The sequence below is a fragment of the Actinopolymorpha sp. NPDC004070 genome (assembly GCF_040610475.1).
GTDB lineage: Bacteria > Actinomycetota > Actinomycetes > Propionibacteriales > Actinopolymorphaceae > Actinopolymorpha.
This window is the reverse complement of sequence record NZ_JBEXMJ010000018.1, coordinates 22,135-39,846: the sequence shown is the minus strand read 5'-3', so window position 1 is coordinate 39,846 and position 17,712 is coordinate 22,135. Positions and strand designations below refer to the sequence as shown.

The window sequence follows — 17,712 nt, the reverse complement described above, 5'->3', positions numbered from 1 at the left end:
GAGTGAGGAGGAGCACATGCGGCAACGAGGGCCGGACGGGGAAGCGGTACGTACGGAACCCGAGCCGGCGGACGCAGCCGACGCAGCCGACGCAGCCGACGTAGCGGGCGCATCCGGCGTGGTGGACGTACGAGACGAACCGGACGGAGAACAGGTGATCCCGGTACACGGGGCGCGGGTCGGCCTGGAGCGGGTCGTGGACGTACCGCCGGAACGGCTGTGGGACCTGCTGGCCGACGTGACCCGGATCGGGGAGTGGAGCCCGGAGTGCGTCGAGGCGCACTGGCGAGACCCCGATCGTGGACCGGTGGTCGGCGCGCGGTTCACGGCCACGAACCGGTTTGCGAACGGCGGCGTCGGCCACGTCACCTGCGTGGTCACCGAGGCGGCGCGGCCACGCACGTTCGGATGGGTGGTGCTCGACGCCGACGACGACCCGCACCGGCCGGGTTCGGCCTGGAGTTACGAACTGCTGCCGGCGGACGCGCCCGGGAGGACCCGCGTACGGCACACGTTCGTGCACGGCCCGGGGGAGTCCGGGCTCACCGCGGCGGTCCGCGAACACCCCGAACGCGGCGAGGCCGTCGTCGCCGCTCGGCTGGCTGTGCTGCGACGGCACATGAGCACCACCCTCGACCGGATGGTCGCCGCCGCCCGGTGAGCGACCAGCAGAACCGGGCCGCCAGGGCCCACCGAAGCGAACGAAGGAGACGCTGCGATGAAGTTCATGATGCTGGTCTGCTGGGCCGAGGACGACGAACTCGGTCCGGACGAGTCGGCCGCGATGCGGCGGGACTCGATCGCCTGGATGGAGCAGATGGACGCGCGCGGGGTGCGGTTGCAGGGGCACCGGCTGCGGCCGGCCGCCGACGCGAGGACCGTACGGGTCCGGGCCGACGACGTGCTGGTTGTCGACGGGCCGTTCGCCGAGACCAAGGAACAGATCGCGGGGTACGACCTGCTGGAGTGCGCCGATCTCGACGAGGCGGTCGAGGTCGCCTCGAAGCACCCGGTCGCGAGGTTCGGCGCGATCGAGGTCCGGCCGTACTGGGAGTGACGCGGTGCCCGCCTCCGGTGCGGGTCAGTCTCCGGCCGGAGTCAGCAGGGCGTCGGCCACCGACGTACGGGCGTAGAGGACCGAACGGCCGCTGCGGTGGGCGGTGACCAGGCCCGCGTCCCGCAGTGCCGTGAGGTGCTGGGAGATCCCGGCAGCGGACATCCCGGCGCGGCGCGCGAGCTGGGTGGTCGAGGACGGGGTGTCGAGCTCGGTCAGGATCCGCGTACGCGATCGCCCCAGAACCCCGGCGACCGCCGCGGCCGACGTGGGAGTGCGCGGCTCCCACAGGTTGCCGACCCCGCGGGCGGGATACGCGAGCTGCGGCGGCTCCCCGGCGACCGACCGGGTCAACACCCGCGGCCACACGAACGCCGACGGCACCAGCAGCAGGCCTCCGCCCGCCTGGCCGCGGGTGATCGAGCAGTGCCGGCGGACGAGCCGCAGGGTGCCGTCGTCCCAGCGCACCGAGTCGTGGAGCTCGTCGAGGACGTGCGCGGAGCCGTGCTCGGCCGCCTGCCGGGCGCGGTAGAAGACGTCCGCATCGAGGAGCTGCCGGACCCGGGCCCAGTAGGGCGCGAGGGCGAGCTCCCAGTACGCCTCGATCTCGGCGGCCACCTTCGCGAGCGTCTCCTCGGGAGCGTCGTACAGCAGCCTCGACCGGGCCGACCAGGCCGACCCGCCAGGCTGGGCACCGTCCCGTCGCGCCGATCCGGCCCGATCGGCGGCCAGCATGTCCAGCTCGGTCCGCACCTGTTCGGCCGTGGTCTCCCGGATCGCCGCCAGCTCCACGGATATGGCGGGGAACGGCGTGGCCGGCGTGGGGTTGAGGAAGTCGGCGAGGTAGCCGTTCAGTGGGATCAGCTCGGCCAGCCAGCCGCGGTCGAGTCCGGCCCGAATTAGCCGGGGGCGAACCTGGGCGGCCCAGCGCCTGTGAAGCGGAGGGTCTACCTCGCTCCGGAGCAGCCGGAAGCTGGTGACGACCTCCCACATCGGCGAGACTGCGAACCTGGTCAGGGCCAGGTCGGCGGTGGAGAAGCTGAGCACCGACTCCATGCGCACTCCTCGTCGCCGTCGGCCCTGGTCGTCCCACTCAGGGGCGATTGGATTCGGGGTGAGCTTAATCAATGGCCCGCCGGAGGGGGCAGGCCGCAGGGTCTGGCCCATGCGCTCCTCGTTCTCCTCCTTCCGCGGGCTCCCGCCCGTCGTCTGGACCGTCTTCGCCGGCACGGTCGTCAACCGGCTCGGCTACCTCGTCACTCCGTTCCTGGTGTTCTTCCTGGCGACCCGCGGCGTCACCGGAACGCACGTCTCCTACGTCCTCGGTGCTCTCGGCGCCGGCAACCTGCTCGGGCCCGCGGTCGGCGGCCTGCTGGCGGACCGCATCGGCCGCCGCCCGACGATGCTGGCCGGGCTGGTCGCCGCGTCGGTGGGGCAGGGCGCGCTGTTCCTCGCCCCCGGCGTGACGACGATGGCGGCCGCCGCGCTGCTGATCAGCGCCGCGGGGTCGATGGTGAGCCCGGCTGCGTATGCCCTGCTGGCCGACGCAGTGGGCGCCGAGCACCGGCGGCGGGCGTACGCGCTGTTCCAGTGGGGGGTGAACATCGGTACGGCCGTGGCTGGGGTGCTCGGCGGGTTTCTCGCCGCGCGCGGCTACTGGCTGCTGTTCGCCGTCGACGCCGGAAGCATGTTGATCTTCGCCGCGGTGGTGGCGGTCCGGCTGCGCGAACACCGGCCGGTGGCGTCCCAGGGAGACGACGACCCGGAAGCGCCGACGCGGAAGGACGGCATCGGTTACGGGGTCGTCCTGCGGGACCGGCTCGGGCTGGCCCTGCTCCCGCTGTTCGGCGTCCAGCTGTTCGTCTACTCGCTGACCGAGGTCGCGCTGCCGCTCGCCATCCACGACAGCGGCCTCTCCCCGTCGGTCTACGGCGCGATGGCGGCGCTGAACGCGGTGATGGTGGTGTTCCTCCAGCCGGTGGTGACGGCTCCGCTGGCCCGGCTGCCGCAGCTTCCGGTGCAGTGCGCCGGCGGTGTCCTGATCGCCGTCGGTGTGGCGATGACCGGCCTGGCGAACACGGTCGCGGGCTATGCGTTCTCGGTCGTCGTCTGGTCCGTCGGCGAAGTGGTCGTCGCAGGTATCGCCGCGTCGGTCATCGCCAACCTCGCCCCGGCGCACGCGCGCGGCCGCTACCAGGGCGCGTTCGGCTGGACGTGGGGGACGGCGAGGTTCGCCGCCCTCACCCTGGGCGTCGCGTTGTACTCCGGACTCGGCCCGGGTGTGCTGTGGTGGACCGCGCTGGCGGCCGGCATCGCCTGCTCGGTGGCGACGCTGGCGTTCCACAGGAAGGTCGCCCGGCGGATAGACCACGTGCTGGCCGCCTGAGCCGACCTTCCGGTTGCGCGCCCGCTCAAGAGCGCCGGCCGGCACGCCCAGACGGCGAGCGGCCCCGGCCGGTGAACCCGGCCGGGGCCGCTCTGTGTGCTGGGCACTGCGTCTTCTGGCGCCGGCAGCGCTGGCGGAGGATAGGGGATTCGAACCCCTGAGGGATTGCTCCCAACACGCTTTCCAAGCGTGCGCCCTAGGCCAACTAGGCGAATCCTCCGCGCGAGACAGTACCCGTTCGGTCGTCCGCCGGGCCAACCGGGGGAGGGGTGGACAACGGCCGGTTGGGCCCGGTTGTGCCCTCTGGGACGCCCGGACCCGCTCTGTCCCGGCTTGCCCGGCGGCGGTGGGCGAAGTCGGGGAGGTCTCGCGTAGACTGCTCCGCGGCTCCCCGCGCGGCGGCACCTTGCCCAACTCCCCCAGGGCCGGAAGGCAGCAAGGGTAAGCAAGCTCTACCGGGTGCGCGGGGAGTCCTTTCGTACCACCGCCGCCCTCGACGCGCCTCGCGTCGCGACCGGTGCGCGGTGCGGCCGCGCCGAGCCGGCCCGCTGCTCCGCGACCGTCGGTGGCGCGGGCTAGGGTCCCTATCGTGGAAGCGCCGCTCGCCCTTTACCGTCGCTACCGGCCGCAGACGTACGCCGAGGTCATCGGCCAGGATCACGTCACCGAGCCGCTGCAGCAGGCGCTGCGCAACAACCGCGTGCACCATGCGTACCTCTTCTCCGGGCCGCGTGGCTGCGGAAAGACCACCAGCGCCCGGATCCTCGCCCGCTGCCTCAACTGCGAGGTCGGCCCCACTCCCGAGCCCTGCGGGAAGTGCCAGAGTTGCCGCGACCTCGCCCGCGGCGGGCCCGGCAGCATCGACGTGATCGAGATCGACGCGGCCAGCCATGGCGGCGTGGACGACGCCCGCGACCTGCGCGAGCGGGCGTTCTTCGCGCCAGTGTCCTCGCGCTACAAGATCTACATCGTCGACGAGGCGCACATGGTGACCACGCAGGGATTCAACGCCCTGCTCAAGCTGGTCGAGGAGCCGCCGGAGCACCTGAAGTTCGTCTTCGCCACGACCGAGCCCGAGAAGGTCATCGGCACCATCCGGTCCCGTACGCACCACTACCCGTTCCGGCTGGTGCCGCCGAAGGTGCTGCAGGAGTACCTCGCCGACCTGTGTGAGCGCGAGGGCGTGCAGGTCGAGCCGGCGGTGCTGCCGCTGGTGGTCCGGGCCGGCGCCGGGTCCGTCCGCGACACCCTGTCCGTGCTCGACCAGCTGATCGGCGGTGCCGGAGACGAGGGCGTGACCTACGCCCGGGCGGTCGGGCTGCTCGGCTACACCCACGAGTCGCTGCTGGACGAGGTGGTCGACGCGCTCGCGGCGGGCGACGGCGGCAGCGTGTTCACCGTCGTCGACAAGGTGATCGAGTCCGGACAGGACCCCCGTCGTTTCGCCGAGGACCTGCTGCGGCGGCTGCGCGACCTGGTGATCGTCTCCGCGGTGCCCGACGCGATCGAGCGCGGCCTGCTCGAGGGCCCGGGTGACCAGGCCGAACGCCTCACTGCCCAGGCGGCGCGGCTCGGTACCGCCGAGCTCACCCGGGCCGCCGACCTGGTCAACGACGGGCTGAACGAGATGCGCGGAGCGACCGCGCCCCGCCTGCACCTGGAGCTGATCTGCGCGCGGATCCTGCTGCCGGCGGTCGACGACAGCGAGCAGGGCCTGCACGCCCGGCTCGACCGGCTGGAACGCCGGCTGTCCATCGCGGGCGGGGAAGACGTTCCGTCGGCGGCCGGCCAGGGCGGTTCGGCGACCCGGGGGAGCTCGGCCGGCGGTTCGGTCGGCGGCGCGGCGGCCGCGAGGGATCAGCTCGGCAGGGGACCGGCGGCGCAGCGGCCCTCGGTGGCCGGCGGTCGGGAGGCGGCGCGCGACGCCGCGCGCGCCGAACGCCCGCCTCGGGTGGGTGACGCCGCAGGCCGCGACACGGACACCGCTGCCGCGCCACCTGCCTCCGCCCCACCGCCGTCCGCACGGCCACCGGCCGGCGGCCCAGCCGACTCCGCTTCCGCGGAGGTCTCACCGCCGGAGTCGTCGGAGCGGGGACTCGGGGCCGATGCGCCGGCGCCGGAGTCGACGCAGGCGAACTCCCCGGCTCGGCCCTCGGCCGCCGAGGCGGCGGCCGCCGACTGGGGCACCTCCCAGGTCCCGCACGAGCCCTCCGACGCGTCGGCGGCCGGCACCTCCGTCGACCAGGCCGGCTGGTCGGTGTCCGCGCCGCCCGCCGAGCCCGCAGCCGGTTCCGCCCCTGGGGGAGCCGTCCCGGACGAACCCGTCGCCGGAGAGGCCGCGGAGTCGGAGCCGTCCGGGCCGGCGTCCTACGGGGCGGTGCCGGAGTCCGGTACGGCTTCCGGCGGCGCGGGGACGCCGGGCGCCCTGGGGGTCGCCGACGTACGCCGGCTCTGGCCGGACGTCCTCGAGGCGGTGAAGGGGAAGCGCCGGTTCAGCTGGGTGATGCTGAGTCAGAACGCCCACGTCGCCGACCTGCACGGCAACGTCCTCACGGTCGCGCTCGTCAACGCCGGGGCGAGGGACTCGTTCACCCGCAGCGGCAGCGACGAACTCCTGCGGCAGGCGCTTCGTGACGTGCTCGGCGTCGATTGGCGGGTCGAGGCGATCATCGACCCCTCGGGCGGCGCCGGCGGCTCGGGTGGTTCAGGGCCCGGTGGTTCAGGGCCCGGTGGTTCAGGGCCGGGTGGCTCGGGCCCGGGCAGAGGTGGCCAGGGTCCGGCAGGCGGGGGTGCCGAATCCCGTGGCGGTGCGCCCGGCGGTGCGTCGGGCGGCCGGTCGGCATCCGGCCGAGGTGGCGCTAACAATCCTCCCGCCTCGGCGCGTACCCCGCGACCGGGCGGCGCGACGGCCGACGACGGGGCAGGCGCCCCGGCTGCCACGAACCTGCGCTCCGACGACAGCCCCGGCGGCCCGAACCCCGACGCCCGAGACACGGCCGGCCAGGACGACGGCTGGCCGAGCCCGGCACCGGTGCCCGGCTCGACCCCGCCGCGCGAGCCTGCTCCCGACCACTCGGCCGACGACGGGTCCCGCGCCGGCGAACGCACTCGCGCCGACGACCGATCTGCCGACCGACCTCGTGGCGACCGGCCCAGCGGCGAGCGATTCCGTGGCGGAGATCGGGCCGGTGCCGAGCCCCCGGACGGTTCGACCCACGGCTCTTCCGGCGCTGCCGGGGGTCCCGAGGTGGGCAACGACTCCGGTGATGGCGCCGGCTCCGGCTGGGGCAACAGCGCTGACTGGGGCGGTGCGCCCGGTGGAGGCATCAGCTCCGGCTGGGCCGACGTGGCCGTGTCCACCCCCGGCGGGCCGGCCGCCGCCGACCAGGGCAGGCCGGCAGCCCCTGATCCGGGCGGGCCGGCTGCCGCCGACCAGGGCAGGGCGGCCGGCCGACGCGCTGCCGGCGGTCAGGGGAACGGCTCGCGCCAGATGTCCAGCGCCCGGGCCCGAGCCGCCGCGGCGGCGGGTAACACTCCCCGTCCGGCCGAGCCCGCGCACGATCCCGACAGCGACGTCGACCCCGACACCGACAACTCGCTGTCGGACGACCCGAGGTCCCACACCGATCTTCTCGAGCGTGAGTTCGGCGCCCAGCTGATCGAGGAGATCCCCCTCAACTGACCAGCCCCGTCCGCAACGGACCTGGGCCTGTCCGCAACGGACCTGGGCCCGTCCGCCCCTGACCACCCCGGCCGGCCCGGAGCTCCGCTGACCAGGGGCTTTGCCCACGCGCACACCGGCCTGACACCCACTCCGGGGCACACCGATCCTCATCGTTGTGGGACCATCGGCGCCTGTGCGAAGACCATCCAATCCGTTCGCCGGGATGCCGCGCGAGGTCGCCGTCCTCGCCGCGATCGCGTTCGCGGTAGCGGTCGGCTTCGGGGTCGTCGCGCCGGCGCTGCCGGTGTTCGCCCGGGACTTCGGCGTCGGCCACACCGCGGCCGCCGCGGTGATCTCTGCTTTCGCCCTGATGAGGTTCGTGTCGGCGCCGTTGGCCGGCCGGCTGGTCGACCGGATCGGCGAGCGGACGGTGATGCTCGCCGGCATCTTCTTCGTGGCCGCGTCCTCGGCCCTGGCGGGCCTTGCCCAGAGCTACCTCCAGCTTCTTCTCCTGCGCTCGGTCGGTGGAGTCGGCAGCGCGATGTTCACCGTGTCGGCGGTCTCGTTGCTGCTGCGGGTGGTCGACGCCGATCGCCGCGGCCGGGCGAACGGGTTGTTCCAGGCGGGATTCCTCATCGGTGGGCTGATGGGACCCGTGGTCGGTGGCCTGCTCACCGAACTCTCGCCGCGGCTGCCGTTCTTCGTCTACGGCGCGACGCTCGCGGTGGCCGGCACGATCGGTGCGCTGTCGCTGGCGCGCACGACCCTGCACGAGCGGCTCGGCCGGCAGAACGGCGAGACGAACCGCACGAGCCTGCGAGAGGCGCTTCGTCACCGGGCGTACCAGGCCGCGCTGGTCAGCAACTTCGGCACCGGCTGGGCGTTGTTCGGCGTCCGGTCGAGCCTGATCCCGCTGTTCGTCGTGGAGGGCCTGAAGGTCGGCGCGATCTGGACCGGTATCGGGTTCCTGGCCGGATCGGCGGCGCAGGCGCTGTCCCTGGTGTCCGCCGGGAAGGTCGCCGACCAGGCCGGCCGCCGTCCGGCGATGATCCTCGGCGGGTCGGTGGCGTTCGTGGCGATGGTGGTGGTGACGGTGTCGTCCACGCTGCCGACGTACCTCCTGGCGATGGGGTTGTTCGGCGTCGGCGCCGCCTTCCTCGGCGTCGCGCCGGGTGCGGTGATCGGCGACATCATGCGCGGACGCGGCGGACAGGTGGTGGCCGTCTTCCAGATGTCCTCCGATCTCGGGGCGATCGCCGGGCCGCTCGTGGCGGGTGTGCTGGTGGACAACCTGTCGTTCGGGTCGGCGTTCGGTGTCACCGCGGCGATCCTGGTGTTCGGTCCGCTGCTCGCGCTGCGGATGCCGGAGACGAGGTATGCCAGGCAGCCGGTCGCTGACCCGTCCGGCCCGGGCGCGCCCACGCTCGGCGAGCACGCCCGGCCGGAGGGCTAGGGCATGTTCGGACCAGGTCGCCGGCCGGTCATCGACCGGACGCCGGGCGGATGCCGTAGGCGGTGCGGAGCAGGTCACCGGCGCCGAACCGCTCTCGGTCGACCTTCACCGCCACCCCGACTCCCGGCGCGGCGAGCCAGAACGCGATGGTGTCGTCGTGCCAGCCGGGCAGCCCGTGCTGCTTGAAGGGATCGAGCCGCCAGGTGGCGGGGTCGCGCTCGTAGTAGTCGGTGAGGTAGTCGCGCAACGCCTGCGCGCTGGTCAGCGAGGCTCCGCGCATCACGTCGACGGTCAGGTCGACCTGGTAGCCGCCGTCCGCGTCCGGTCCGCTCTCCCAGACCCGGCTTCGGTGTGAGACCTCCTCCCACTCGAACGCGAAGTCGGTGACGAGCGCACCGACCCCCGCCGGAACCGACCCGACGAGGAAACCGTCCAGCGGCCGGCGGGCGGTGTGGTCGTCGTCGGTGCCCGCCCACGTGGCGCACAGGCCCAGGGCGCCGACGCAGCGGCTCACACCTTCCCGGAGCTCGGAGTCGGGCATCGCGTTGGCGACGCGGACGGTCACCGCCTGCGCGGGAGCGACGGCCACACCGAGCACGCACACGGTGGCGCCGAGAGTCGCGCCCAGCGCGGCGGTCAGTCGCGCGGACCGGCGATGCCGACGCCGGGCTCGAGCCGATCCGCCACCGGGCGGCCGGGCGGCGACGCCGGATCCGGTGGGGAACGAACGAGCAAGGGGGGAGGGATTGAGGGGCGAACGAGCGAGGGACGAACGGGTGGACGGGGTGGTGGCCGGCATGGGCTTTCCTCCGTACGTGCAGACAGGATTGAGCGATCGCGATTCATGCTCGGCGGAGCGACGGGCCCGTCGCGTGGGCTGATCTCCGGCTGTGGAGAAACACGCCGGTAGGGCGGTTGTGGACAAAAGGCCGGCGGCCGGCGACGGACCGGCCGGGTGTCTCGAGGGGCGCCGCCACGGGCCGATGCTCAGGACGGACGGCCCGAGGGACCGGCATCCCTCCTGGGGGTGCGGCATCGTAGGCTCGTCGTACGCCGGTCGGTTCGTCTCGGACAGGGCTCGTGCGAGGGCCTTCCGGGCCTGCGTACGGCGGTGTCGGGGCGGAGCATTCTCCGGTGCGAAAGAAGCTCCGCGGCCCAAGACGAGGGAGATCATCGTGTTCCCTGGCGGAACGCCCGACATGCAGCAGCTACTCCAGCAGGCGCAGCAGATGCAGCAGGACCTGATGTCCGCCCAGGAGGAACTCGCCCAGACCGAGGTCAAGGGCACCTCCGGAGGCGGTCTGGTGACCGCGACCGTCAACGGCGTGGGTGAGCTTCAGGGCATCGAGATCAAGCCCGAGGCGGCCGACCCCGCCGACACCGAGACGCTGTCGGACCTGGTGGTCGCCGCCGTCCGTGACGCCGCCAACAACGCGCGCGAGCTGGCCTCCCAGAAGTTGGGACCTTTGGCCCAGGGACTCGGTGGCGGTATGCCGGGCGGCCTGGGACTGCCCGGCTAGGCCGAGACGGCGGCGCCCCGGCCGCACCCGGCGGGTGGAGCCGCACAGTCGCTAAGAGAGCAGAGGTACGCATGTACGAGGGCGTGGTCCAAGACCTCATCGACGAGCTCGGTCGGCTGCCCGGGATCGGCCCCAAGAGCGCCCAGCGCATCGCGTTCCACCTGCTCGCCGCCGACCCGATCGACGTCCGCCGCCTGGCCGAGGTGCTCGTCCAGGTCAAGGAGAAGATGCGCTTCTGCGAGGAATGCGGCAACGTCGCGGAGGAGGAACGCTGCCGCATCTGCCGCGACACTCGCCGGGATCCGTCGGTGTTGTGCGTGGTGGAGGAGCCGAAGGACGTCGTGGCGATCGAACGCACCCGGGAGTACCGCGGTCGTTACCACGTTCTCGGCGGTGCGATCAGCCCGATCGAGGGCATCGGGCCGGACGACCTGCGAGTGCGGGAGCTCATGCAGCGGCTGGCCGACGGGACCGTGCAGGAGGTCATCCTGGCGACCGACCCCAATCTCGAGGGTGAGGCGACGGCGACCTACCTCGCGCGCATGCTGGGTCCCATGGGCCTGCGGGTGACCCGCCTCGCCAGCGGTCTGCCAGTGGGCGGTGACCTGGAGTACGCCGACGAGGTCACCCTCGGCCGGGCGTTCGAAGGAAGGAGACTGCTCGATGCCTGACGTGAACGGCCGACCCGACGCGAACGGCCTGCGCGCCGAGCGGTCGGCGCGGCGCCCGCACACCGGCCCGCGTGCGTCACGCGGCGCCGCGAAAGCCGGCGCGGCGGCGGGTACGAAAGCCGGCACGGAGGTTCGGACGGAGACGGGGGGACGTGAGATGACGACCGCGGACGAGTTGACCACCACTGAGGCGCCACCCAGCGAGGTGGAGGACTTCGCGCAGGAGATCGCCGACCAGGTGGAGAGCTTCCTCATCGCTCTGCGCGAGATCGCCCGGGCCGAGGACCTTGCGACCGGCGTGCCCATGCTGCTGCTCGAGGTGAGCCAGCTCATGCTGGCCGGCGGCCGGCTGGGCGCGATCAGCGACGTCGTACCCGTCGAACGCTTCGAGCCGGACACCGGGCCCGACCCCGACCTCGACGAGCTGCGCGAACGGCTCGGCTACCTCCTCACCGACGTCGACGTCTACACCGAGGTGTTCGACCCTTACGCCCAGCCGCCCGAGCTGCTCAACGGCCGGCTGTCCGACGACCTCGCCGGCATCGCGGCCGCCCTGGTCCACGGGCTCAAGCACCACCGGGCCGGCCGGATCGACGAGGCCCTGTGGTGGTGGCAGTTCTCCTACCTGTCCAGCTGGGGAGCCGAGGCGGGCGCGGTGCTCCGCGCGCTGCACTCGGTGATCGCTCACGCCCGGCTGGACTCCGCCCGCGAGGACTCCGCCTGACCGAAGCCGGGGCCCCGGCGAGACGACGACACGGCAACGGACCGACCAGGTAGGGCTGCGCATCGCCTACCGTGGTCGGTCCGCGTCGTTCCGGCGGTCGCTCCGGCTGTTCAGGACGTCGGCGGCTTGTGCTGGACGAACCGGAAGTGGTTGCCGAACGGGTCCCGCGCACCGCAGTCGATGCCGTAGTCCCGGTCGGTCGGCTCGTCGGTGAACTCGACCCCCTTCGCCCGCAGGGTCTCGTACGTCTTCTGGCAGTCGTCGGTGGTGAAGCCGACGCTGAACCCCAGCGCTCCCTTGGTGATGAGTTCGCGGATCTGCGCCGCGGTGGCCTCGTCGTGGGACGGCGGGCCGGGCTTCTCCAGCAGGATGTCCCGGTCGGAGTCGCCCGGGACGCGCACGGTCAGCCAGCGCATGAAGCCGAGGTCGATGTCGGCGCTGACCTCGAGTCCGAGCTTGCCGACGTAGAAGTCGAGGGCCTCGTCCTGGTCGAGGACGAAGATCTGTGAAATTCGCGTGGTGGTGAACATGGGCATCAACCTACGGAGCCCGGCGTCCGGCCGCTTCTCCGAAACTGCTCACTGCTCACCCGGGTCCACGCGCGCACGAAACACGACGGTGCGGCCAGCCGGGGCGACTGGGCGCGGTACTCCGAGGGCGACCTGCCCACGATGTCCCGGAACGTCCGGCTGAAGGTGCCGTGGCTGCCGAAGCCGACCGCGAAGCAGATCTCGGTCACCGGTGCGTCGGTCTCGCGGAGCAGGAACATCGCCCGCTCGACCCGGCGCCGCTGCAGGTAGCGGTGCGGGGTCTCCCCGAACGTCGCCCGGAATGTCCGGATGAAGTGCGCCGGCGAGACGTGCGCGATCCGCGCCAGCGCGGCGACGTCGAGCGGTTGGGCGTACGCACGGTCCATCGCGTCCCGCGCGCGCAACATGCGGCGGTTGGACTCCTCGGTCGCCCGGCTCATCCCTGACTCCCACTCCCGGCGCGTTCGGGCTCGGCCCCGGGCCTGGACCCCGGCCCGGACGCGGGCCGAGGCTCCGCCGGCACCGGCAGCCCGGTGTGCGGATCGACCGGCGGGAGCCCCGGCGGCAGGAACACCCACTTCTGGTACGACCAGAAGCGGAACAACGTGCCCAGCCCGAGGCCGACGACGTTCGCGGAGAGGTTGTACGCGAGCGGCCCGTGCAGTCGCAGCACGTAGTAGGTGAACCCGACCACCGCGAGCGCGATCGCCAGGCCGACGGCGTTCAGCGCGAAGTAGAGGAGGTACTCCCTGGCCAGGCTGTGCCGCGCCCGGTGCCGCCAGGTCCAGAACCGGTTGCCGAGGAAGGCCACCGTCGCGGCCACCGTCACCGAGATCGACTTCGAGGTGAGCGGCTCCATGCCGACCCCGAACCGCAACAGGTTGGAGCCGGCGATGTCGACGACCGCGGCGGCGGCACCGACGGTTCCGAACTTCGCCACCTCGGCGAGCGCGATCTCGAACCGCCCCCACAGGTTCCGCAGGGGCCGCAGGATCCTGACCAGGCTCACCCGTCGCAATCTACCCATGCTCAGCCGGGCAGCCGGCGCCAGACCGCACGCGGCGCGAGGCGGAGTACGCCGAACACCAGCCGCAGCTTCGCCGGCGCCCACACCGTCTCCCGCCCCTGCGCGAGCCCGGTGACCACCGCCTGCGCGACCTCCTCGGGCCCGGTGGTGAACGGCGGGTCCGGGAGCCCCTTGGTCATCTGGGTCCGCACGAAGCCGGGCCGGACCACCATCACCCGCGCACCGGAACCCGCGAGCGCGTCGCCGAGTCCCTGCGCGAACCCGTCCAGCCCGGCCTTGGCAGCTCCGTAGACGTAGTTGGCCCGGCGGACCCGGACCCCGGCCACCGACGACAGCACGACCAGCGTCCCGTGTCCCTGGGCGCGCAGCCGGTTGGCGACGGCGAGCCCGAGGCTGACGTGCCCGGCGAAGTTGACCACCGCGGCGTCGGCGGCGCCGGCCGGATCCTGCTCGTACGCGGGGGTGGAGCCGAGCACGGCGGCGGCGTCGATCACGACGTCCAGGTCACCCAGCCGGGCGACGGCTGCCTCGACCACCGCCTCGTGGGTGTTCGGGCGGGCGACGTCGAACTCCATCCCCTCGACCAGCGTTGCCCCGCACTCCCGCAACCGGGCCACGGCGTCCTCGTCGGGCTTGCCGCCCCGGACGGCGAGCAGCACCGACCGCGCGCCGCCCTCGACCAGGCGGCGGACGACGGCCAGGCCGATCTCGCTGCGGCCACCGAGCAAGAGGACGGTGTCGACGCCGCCCACGGCGTTCTTCACGACTGGTCTCCTTCGTACGGTCCGGGCCGCCTCACGGCCCTGGGCTTCACGCCGGTCACAGCCCGAGCCGGCGGGCGAGGTCGGAACGCAGTACGCCGTCCGGATCGACCCGCGCCCGGGCCGCGCGCCAGGCGGGCAGTCGCGGATACATCGCGGGCAGCAGGTCGGCGCGCAGGGTGGAGTCCTTGGCGAGGTAGATCCGCCCGCCGGCGCCGACCACCCGCTGGTCGAAGTCGCGCAGCATGTCCGGGAGCCGGCGGTCGCCGAGCGGGATGTCCAGGGCCAGCGTCCAGCCGGGCATCGGGAACGACAGCGGGGCGGGGTTGCCCGGCCCGAACCGCTTCAGGACGGCCAGGAACGACGCCACCCCCGCCCGGGACAGATCCCGTACGACCGAACGCAGGGTGTCCTCGGCACCGAACGGCACCACCAGTTGGTACTGCAGGAACCCGCGCCGCCCGTACAGCCGGTTCCAGCCCCGCACCCCGTCCAGCGGGTGGAAGAAAGTGGGGATCGAGGTGACCTCGCCGCGGCGTTCACGCGGCGCCTTCCGGAACCACAGCTCGTTGAACGCCCGCACCGAGGCCCGGTTGAGCAATCCGGACGGCACCCACGGCGGGGCGGCCAGCGGCGAGCGCGGCGCGAAGGCCAACGGGTCCCGGGCGGCCGAACGCCCGAGCTGAGCCGGGTCCGCGTGCGTCCCGCGGGTCAGCACGCTGCGCCCGGTCGCGGCGCCGCGGGCCAGCAGGTCGATCCAGGCGACGGTGTAGTGGTACCGGTCGTCGGTGGCGGCCATCACGGCGAGCGCCTCGTCGAGGTTGGCGGCGCGTTCGGTGTCCACGACCATCCGGGACGTGCGGACCGGCAGGCACCGGAACGTCGCGGCCGTGACCACCCCGGTGAGCCCCATCCCGCCGACGGTCGCCCAGAACAGCTCGGGGTCGCCGTCGGGGGTGACCACCACGAGCTTGCCGCCGGGCAGTGCCAGCGTGAGCTCGACCAGGGCCGCGCCGAAGGAGCCGTCGACGTGGTGATTCTTGCCGTGCACGTCGGCGGCGACGGCCCCGCCCACCGTGACGTGCCGGGTGCCCGGGGTCACCGGGACGAACCAGCCGAGCGGCAGCAGGTCACGCATCAGCTGGTCCAGGCCGAGCCCGGCGGACGCGCTGACGATGCCGTGCTCGGCGTCGATGGTGCGGGACGGGGCGAGACCGGTGCAGTCGAGGACCAGCCCGCCGGCGTCCTGGGCGGCGTCGCCGTAGGAGCGGCCGAGGCCGCGGGCGATCACTCCGCGCTCGGGCGGGTCCGCGAGCGCGGCGGCCACCTCCTCCGCCGACCGGGGGCGCACCACCCGCGCGGCCGTGGGGGACGTACGCCCCCAGCCGGTGAGCAGCCGGGGCTCGCCGGAAGCGGCGCCGGACCGCGTGGCCTCAGAACGCATACACGCCCACCCCGAGGCAGGCGACCACGAGCAGCCCGGACACCAGCAGCATCCGGTCGTCGAAGACGATCTCCTCCGGCGCCTCGCCCGAACCGCCGTCGACCAGCATCGCGTACCGCAGGATCCCCACCGCGAACGGCACGATCGACAGCCCGAACGCGACCTTCGACAGCCCCTCGTGGAGTTCGAACGCCCACAGGCAGTACGCCACCAGCAGGGCACCGGACGTGGTGGCCCGGACATAACCGAGGAACTCCCGGGTGTAGTGGCGCAGCGTGAGCCGTGACCCGCCGAGCTCGGGGTTGCGCAGGCCCTCGTTGCGCAGTTCCGCCTCCCGCTTGCCGGCGACGACGAACAGTGAACCCAGCGTGGCCACGGTCAGGAACCAGCTGGACACCTCGACGTGCACCGCCGCCGCGCCCGCGACCGCCCGCAGCACGAACCCCGCGGCGACGCTCACGAGGTCGACGATCGCCAGATGCTTCAGCCACAGGGAGTAGGCGGTGGTGAGGGCGACGTACGCGGCGATCACCGCGGCGAGCTCCCAGCCGCCGGTGAGCAGGGACAACGCGACCGCCAGCACCAGGAACGCCACCCCCAGCGCGTACGCCAGCCCGACCGGGACGACCCCGGCGGCCACCGGACGGCTGCGCTTGCGCGGGTGTACCCGGTCGGCCACCGCGTCGCGGGCGTCGTTGACGAGGTAGGTGCCACTGGCCGCCAGGCAGAAGGCGACGAACGCGAGGACGACGTCGAGCACCGAGCTCGGGCGGCCGAGCACGCCGGCCGCGGCGGGGGCGGCCAGCACCAGGAGGTTCTTGACCCACTGCCGGGGCCGGCAGGTGCGGACGAGCCCGCTCAGCCGCCCGGGCGGTGCCGGGGCGGCGGCCGGACGCCTGGGGGCGGTGGTCGTCACGCAGGCATCCTAGAGTCTGCCCCTCCGCGCCCGGCCCGATCGCGGCTCGGTCGTCTCTCCGAGTGCTCTCCACTGCCTCTCGGTATCTGGACGCTCTGACCGCTTCGTGGGCACCTCGGTAGACTGTCGCCCGTGACCGGCACCGGTCAGCAGACCGGTGGTGCCGCGCACAGACCGTCGTCCCGGCCGGTTCCCTGACCGGTGCGGGAGTCCGATCCGCTGAGCAGGAGCGTCCCGTGGGCCTTGTCGTGCAGAAGTACGGCGGGTCGTCGGTGGCCGATGCCCAAGGCATCAAACGTGTCGCGCAACGCATTGTGGCGACCAAGAAGGCCGGCCACGACGTCGTCGTGGTCGTCTCGGCCATGGGCGACACGACCGACGAACTCACCGATCTCGCTCAGCAGGTGACCCCGCTCCCGCCGCCGCGGGAGTTCGACATGCTGCTCACCGCCGGTGAGCGGATCTCGATGGCCCTGCTGGCGATGGCGATCGCGCAGTTGGGCCAGGTGGCGAAGTCCTACACGGGCAGTCAGGCCGGCGTGCTCACCACGTCCCAGCACGGGCGCGCGAAGATCATCGACGTCACGCCGGGGCGGATCCGGCAGGCGCTGGACGAAGGCGCGATCGCGATCGTCGCCGGGTTCCAGGGCGTCTCCCAGGACACCAAGGAGATCACCACCCTCGGCCGCGGCGGCTCCGACACCACCGCGGTGGCGCTGGCCGCCTCGATGGGCGCCGACGTGTGCGAGATCTACACCGACGTCGACGGGGTCTTCACCGCCGACCCGAGGATCGTGCCGACCGCCCGCCGGATCCCGCGCATCAGCTACTCCGAGATGCTGGAGATGGCGGCCTGCGGCTCCAAGATCCTGCACCTGAGGTGTGTGGAGTACGCCCGCCGCTACCAGATTCCGATCCACGTCAGGTCGTCGTTCAGCCACAAGATCGGCACCTGGGTCGCCGATCCGGAGGTCGTCGAGACCGCCCGGCGCGCCCAGGTCACCGACACGCCGGACCCCCTGGAGGAGGCCGAGATGGAACAACCGATCATTTCCGGGGTGTCGCACGACCGCACCGAGGCGAAGATCACGGTGGTGGCGGTGCCCGACAAGGTGGGCGAGGCGGCGCACATCTTCAAGACGCTGGCCGACGCCGAGATCAACATCGACATGATCGTGCAGAACGTCTCCGGCGTGGCCACCGGGCGTACCGACATCTCGTTCAGCCTGCCCCGGGTCGACGGTCAGCAGGCGATGACGTCGCTGGCCAAGATCAAGGACACCGTGGGGTACGAGCAACTGCTCTACGACGACCGGATCGGCAAGGTCTCACTGATCGGCGCCGGGATGCGCACCAACCCCGGTGTGGCGGCGCGGTTCTTCCAGGCGATCTCCGAGGCGGGCGTCAACATCGAGATGATCTCCACCTCCGAGATCCGGGTGTCGGTCGTGGTCGACGAGGACGGAGTGGACGCCGCGGTGGCGGCGGCCCACCACGCGTTCGACCTGGACGCCACCGAGGTCGAGGCGGTCGTCTACGGCGGCACCGGCCGCTAGGTCGTA

Annotated in this window: 17 protein-coding genes, 1 tRNA gene and 1 other RNA gene; 10 read left to right on the top strand and 9 right to left on the bottom strand. The window is 72.9% G+C overall.

What is annotated here, in order from left to right:
- Window positions 1–16: 16 nt before the first annotated feature.
- Both ABZV93_RS26465 and ABZV93_RS26460 read left to right on the top strand, forming a co-directional pair.
- Window positions 17–661: an SRPBCC family protein gene (locus ABZV93_RS26465; protein ID WP_354941211.1), complete on the top strand. Its 645-nt coding sequence runs from the start codon at window positions 17–19 to the stop codon at window positions 659–661.
- Between the two features lie 57 nt (window positions 662–718).
- Window positions 719–1,057, top strand: a complete 339-nt coding sequence (locus tag ABZV93_RS26460; protein WP_354941209.1) for a YciI family protein — start codon at window positions 719–721, stop codon at window positions 1,055–1,057.
- Window positions 1,058–1,081: 24 nt separating this feature from the next.
- On the opposite strand, the gene ABZV93_RS26455 is transcribed toward ABZV93_RS26460, so the two are convergent.
- A complete protein-coding gene (locus ABZV93_RS26455; protein ID WP_354941207.1) occupies window positions 1,082–2,110 on the bottom strand; it encodes a DUF5937 family protein in 1,029 nt (342 codons plus the stop codon).
- Between the two features lie 109 nt (window positions 2,111–2,219).
- Here ABZV93_RS26455 and ABZV93_RS26450 point away from each other — a divergent pair, with 109 nt between their 5' ends.
- Window positions 2,220–3,440, top strand: coding sequence for an MFS transporter (locus ABZV93_RS26450; RefSeq protein WP_354941205.1), 1,221 nt, complete (start codon window positions 2,220–2,222; stop codon window positions 3,438–3,440).
- Window positions 3,441–3,571: 131 nt separating this feature from the next.
- On the opposite strand, the gene ABZV93_RS26445 is transcribed toward ABZV93_RS26450, so the two are convergent.
- A tRNA-Ser gene (locus ABZV93_RS26445) sits at window positions 3,572–3,660 on the bottom strand.
- Window positions 3,661–3,822: 162 nt separating this feature from the next.
- Between ABZV93_RS26445 and ffs the strand changes: the two genes are divergently transcribed.
- The 3 genes from ffs to ABZV93_RS26430 all read left to right on the top strand — a co-directional run bounded on the left by ffs (window position 3,823) and on the right by ABZV93_RS26430 (window position 8,557).
- An RNA gene (gene ffs, locus ABZV93_RS26440) (signal recognition particle sRNA small type) lies at window positions 3,823–3,919 on the top strand.
- A gap of 110 nt (window positions 3,920–4,029) precedes the next feature.
- The gene (locus ABZV93_RS26435; protein ID WP_354941203.1) at window positions 4,030–7,122 is read left to right on the top strand and encodes a DNA polymerase III subunit gamma and tau; all 3,093 of its coding nucleotides are present in this window, start codon (window positions 4,030–4,032) and stop codon (window positions 7,120–7,122) included.
- 175 nt (window positions 7,123–7,297) lie between these two features.
- Window positions 7,298–8,557, top strand: a complete 1,260-nt coding sequence (locus ABZV93_RS26430) for an MFS transporter (protein WP_354941201.1) — start codon at window positions 7,298–7,300, stop codon at window positions 8,555–8,557.
- A 28-nt stretch (window positions 8,558–8,585) separates the two neighbouring features.
- Here the strand turns inward: ABZV93_RS26430 and ABZV93_RS26425 are convergent, their stop codons facing one another.
- Window positions 8,586–9,356, bottom strand: coding sequence for a hypothetical protein (locus tag ABZV93_RS26425; protein WP_354941199.1), 771 nt, complete (start codon window positions 9,354–9,356; stop codon window positions 8,586–8,588).
- Window positions 9,357–9,732: 376 nt separating this feature from the next.
- Between ABZV93_RS26425 and ABZV93_RS26420 the strand changes: the two genes are divergently transcribed.
- The 3 genes from ABZV93_RS26420 (at window position 9,733) to ABZV93_RS26410 (ending at window position 11,472) form a co-directional block, all read left to right on the top strand.
- Window positions 9,733–10,077 carry a YbaB/EbfC family nucleoid-associated protein gene (locus ABZV93_RS26420; RefSeq protein WP_354941197.1) on the top strand — a complete coding sequence of 115 codons (345 nt, stop codon included), beginning with the start codon at window positions 9,733–9,735 and terminating at the stop codon, window positions 10,075–10,077.
- Between the two features lie 71 nt (window positions 10,078–10,148).
- On the top strand, window positions 10,149–10,748 hold the full coding sequence (gene recR, locus ABZV93_RS26415) for a recombination mediator RecR (protein WP_354941195.1): 600 nt from the start codon (window positions 10,149–10,151) through the stop codon (window positions 10,746–10,748).
- On the top strand, window positions 10,741–11,472 hold the full coding sequence (locus ABZV93_RS26410) for a DUF5063 domain-containing protein (RefSeq protein WP_354941193.1): 732 nt from the start codon (window positions 10,741–10,743) through the stop codon (window positions 11,470–11,472). Before recR ends, ABZV93_RS26410 begins: the two co-directional genes overlap by 8 nt.
- 110 nt (window positions 11,473–11,582) lie before the next feature.
- Here ABZV93_RS26410 and ABZV93_RS26405 read toward each other — a convergent pair whose 3' ends face one another.
- From ABZV93_RS26405 to ABZV93_RS26380, 6 genes are read right to left on the bottom strand one after another with little or no spacing between them, the layout of a single operon-like run.
- Window positions 11,583–12,002, bottom strand: a complete 420-nt coding sequence (locus ABZV93_RS26405; RefSeq protein ID WP_354941191.1) for a VOC family protein — start codon at window positions 12,000–12,002, stop codon at window positions 11,583–11,585.
- A 5-nt stretch (window positions 12,003–12,007) separates the two neighbouring features.
- Window positions 12,008–12,442, bottom strand: a complete 435-nt coding sequence (locus ABZV93_RS26400; protein WP_354941188.1) for an AraC family transcriptional regulator — start codon at window positions 12,440–12,442, stop codon at window positions 12,008–12,010.
- Window positions 12,439–13,011 (bottom strand): GtrA family protein, encoded by a 573-nt coding sequence (locus ABZV93_RS26395; protein WP_354941185.1) that lies wholly within the window; start codon window positions 13,009–13,011, stop codon window positions 12,439–12,441. The genes ABZV93_RS26400 and ABZV93_RS26395 overlap by 4 nt, the downstream gene beginning before the upstream one ends.
- A 20-nt stretch (window positions 13,012–13,031) precedes the next feature.
- Window positions 13,032–13,793, bottom strand: a complete 762-nt coding sequence (locus ABZV93_RS26390) for a decaprenylphospho-beta-D-erythro-pentofuranosid-2-ulose 2-reductase (protein ID WP_354941182.1) — start codon at window positions 13,791–13,793, stop codon at window positions 13,032–13,034.
- 55 nt (window positions 13,794–13,848) lie between these two features.
- Entirely contained in the window at window positions 13,849–15,234 is a 1,386-nt protein-coding gene (locus tag ABZV93_RS26385; protein ID WP_354941179.1) for an FAD-binding oxidoreductase, read from the bottom strand.
- A complete protein-coding gene (locus ABZV93_RS26380; RefSeq protein WP_354941176.1) occupies window positions 15,224–16,150 on the bottom strand; it encodes a decaprenyl-phosphate phosphoribosyltransferase in 927 nt (308 codons plus the stop codon). Before ABZV93_RS26380 ends, ABZV93_RS26385 begins: the two co-directional genes overlap by 11 nt.
- A gap of 236 nt (window positions 16,151–16,386) precedes the next feature.
- On the opposite strand from ABZV93_RS26380, the gene ABZV93_RS26375 reads away from it, so the two are divergent.
- Window positions 16,387–17,706, top strand: a complete 1,320-nt coding sequence (locus ABZV93_RS26375) for an aspartate kinase (RefSeq protein ID WP_354941173.1) — start codon at window positions 16,387–16,389, stop codon at window positions 17,704–17,706.
- The last annotated feature ends 6 nt before the right edge of the window (window positions 17,707–17,712 follow it).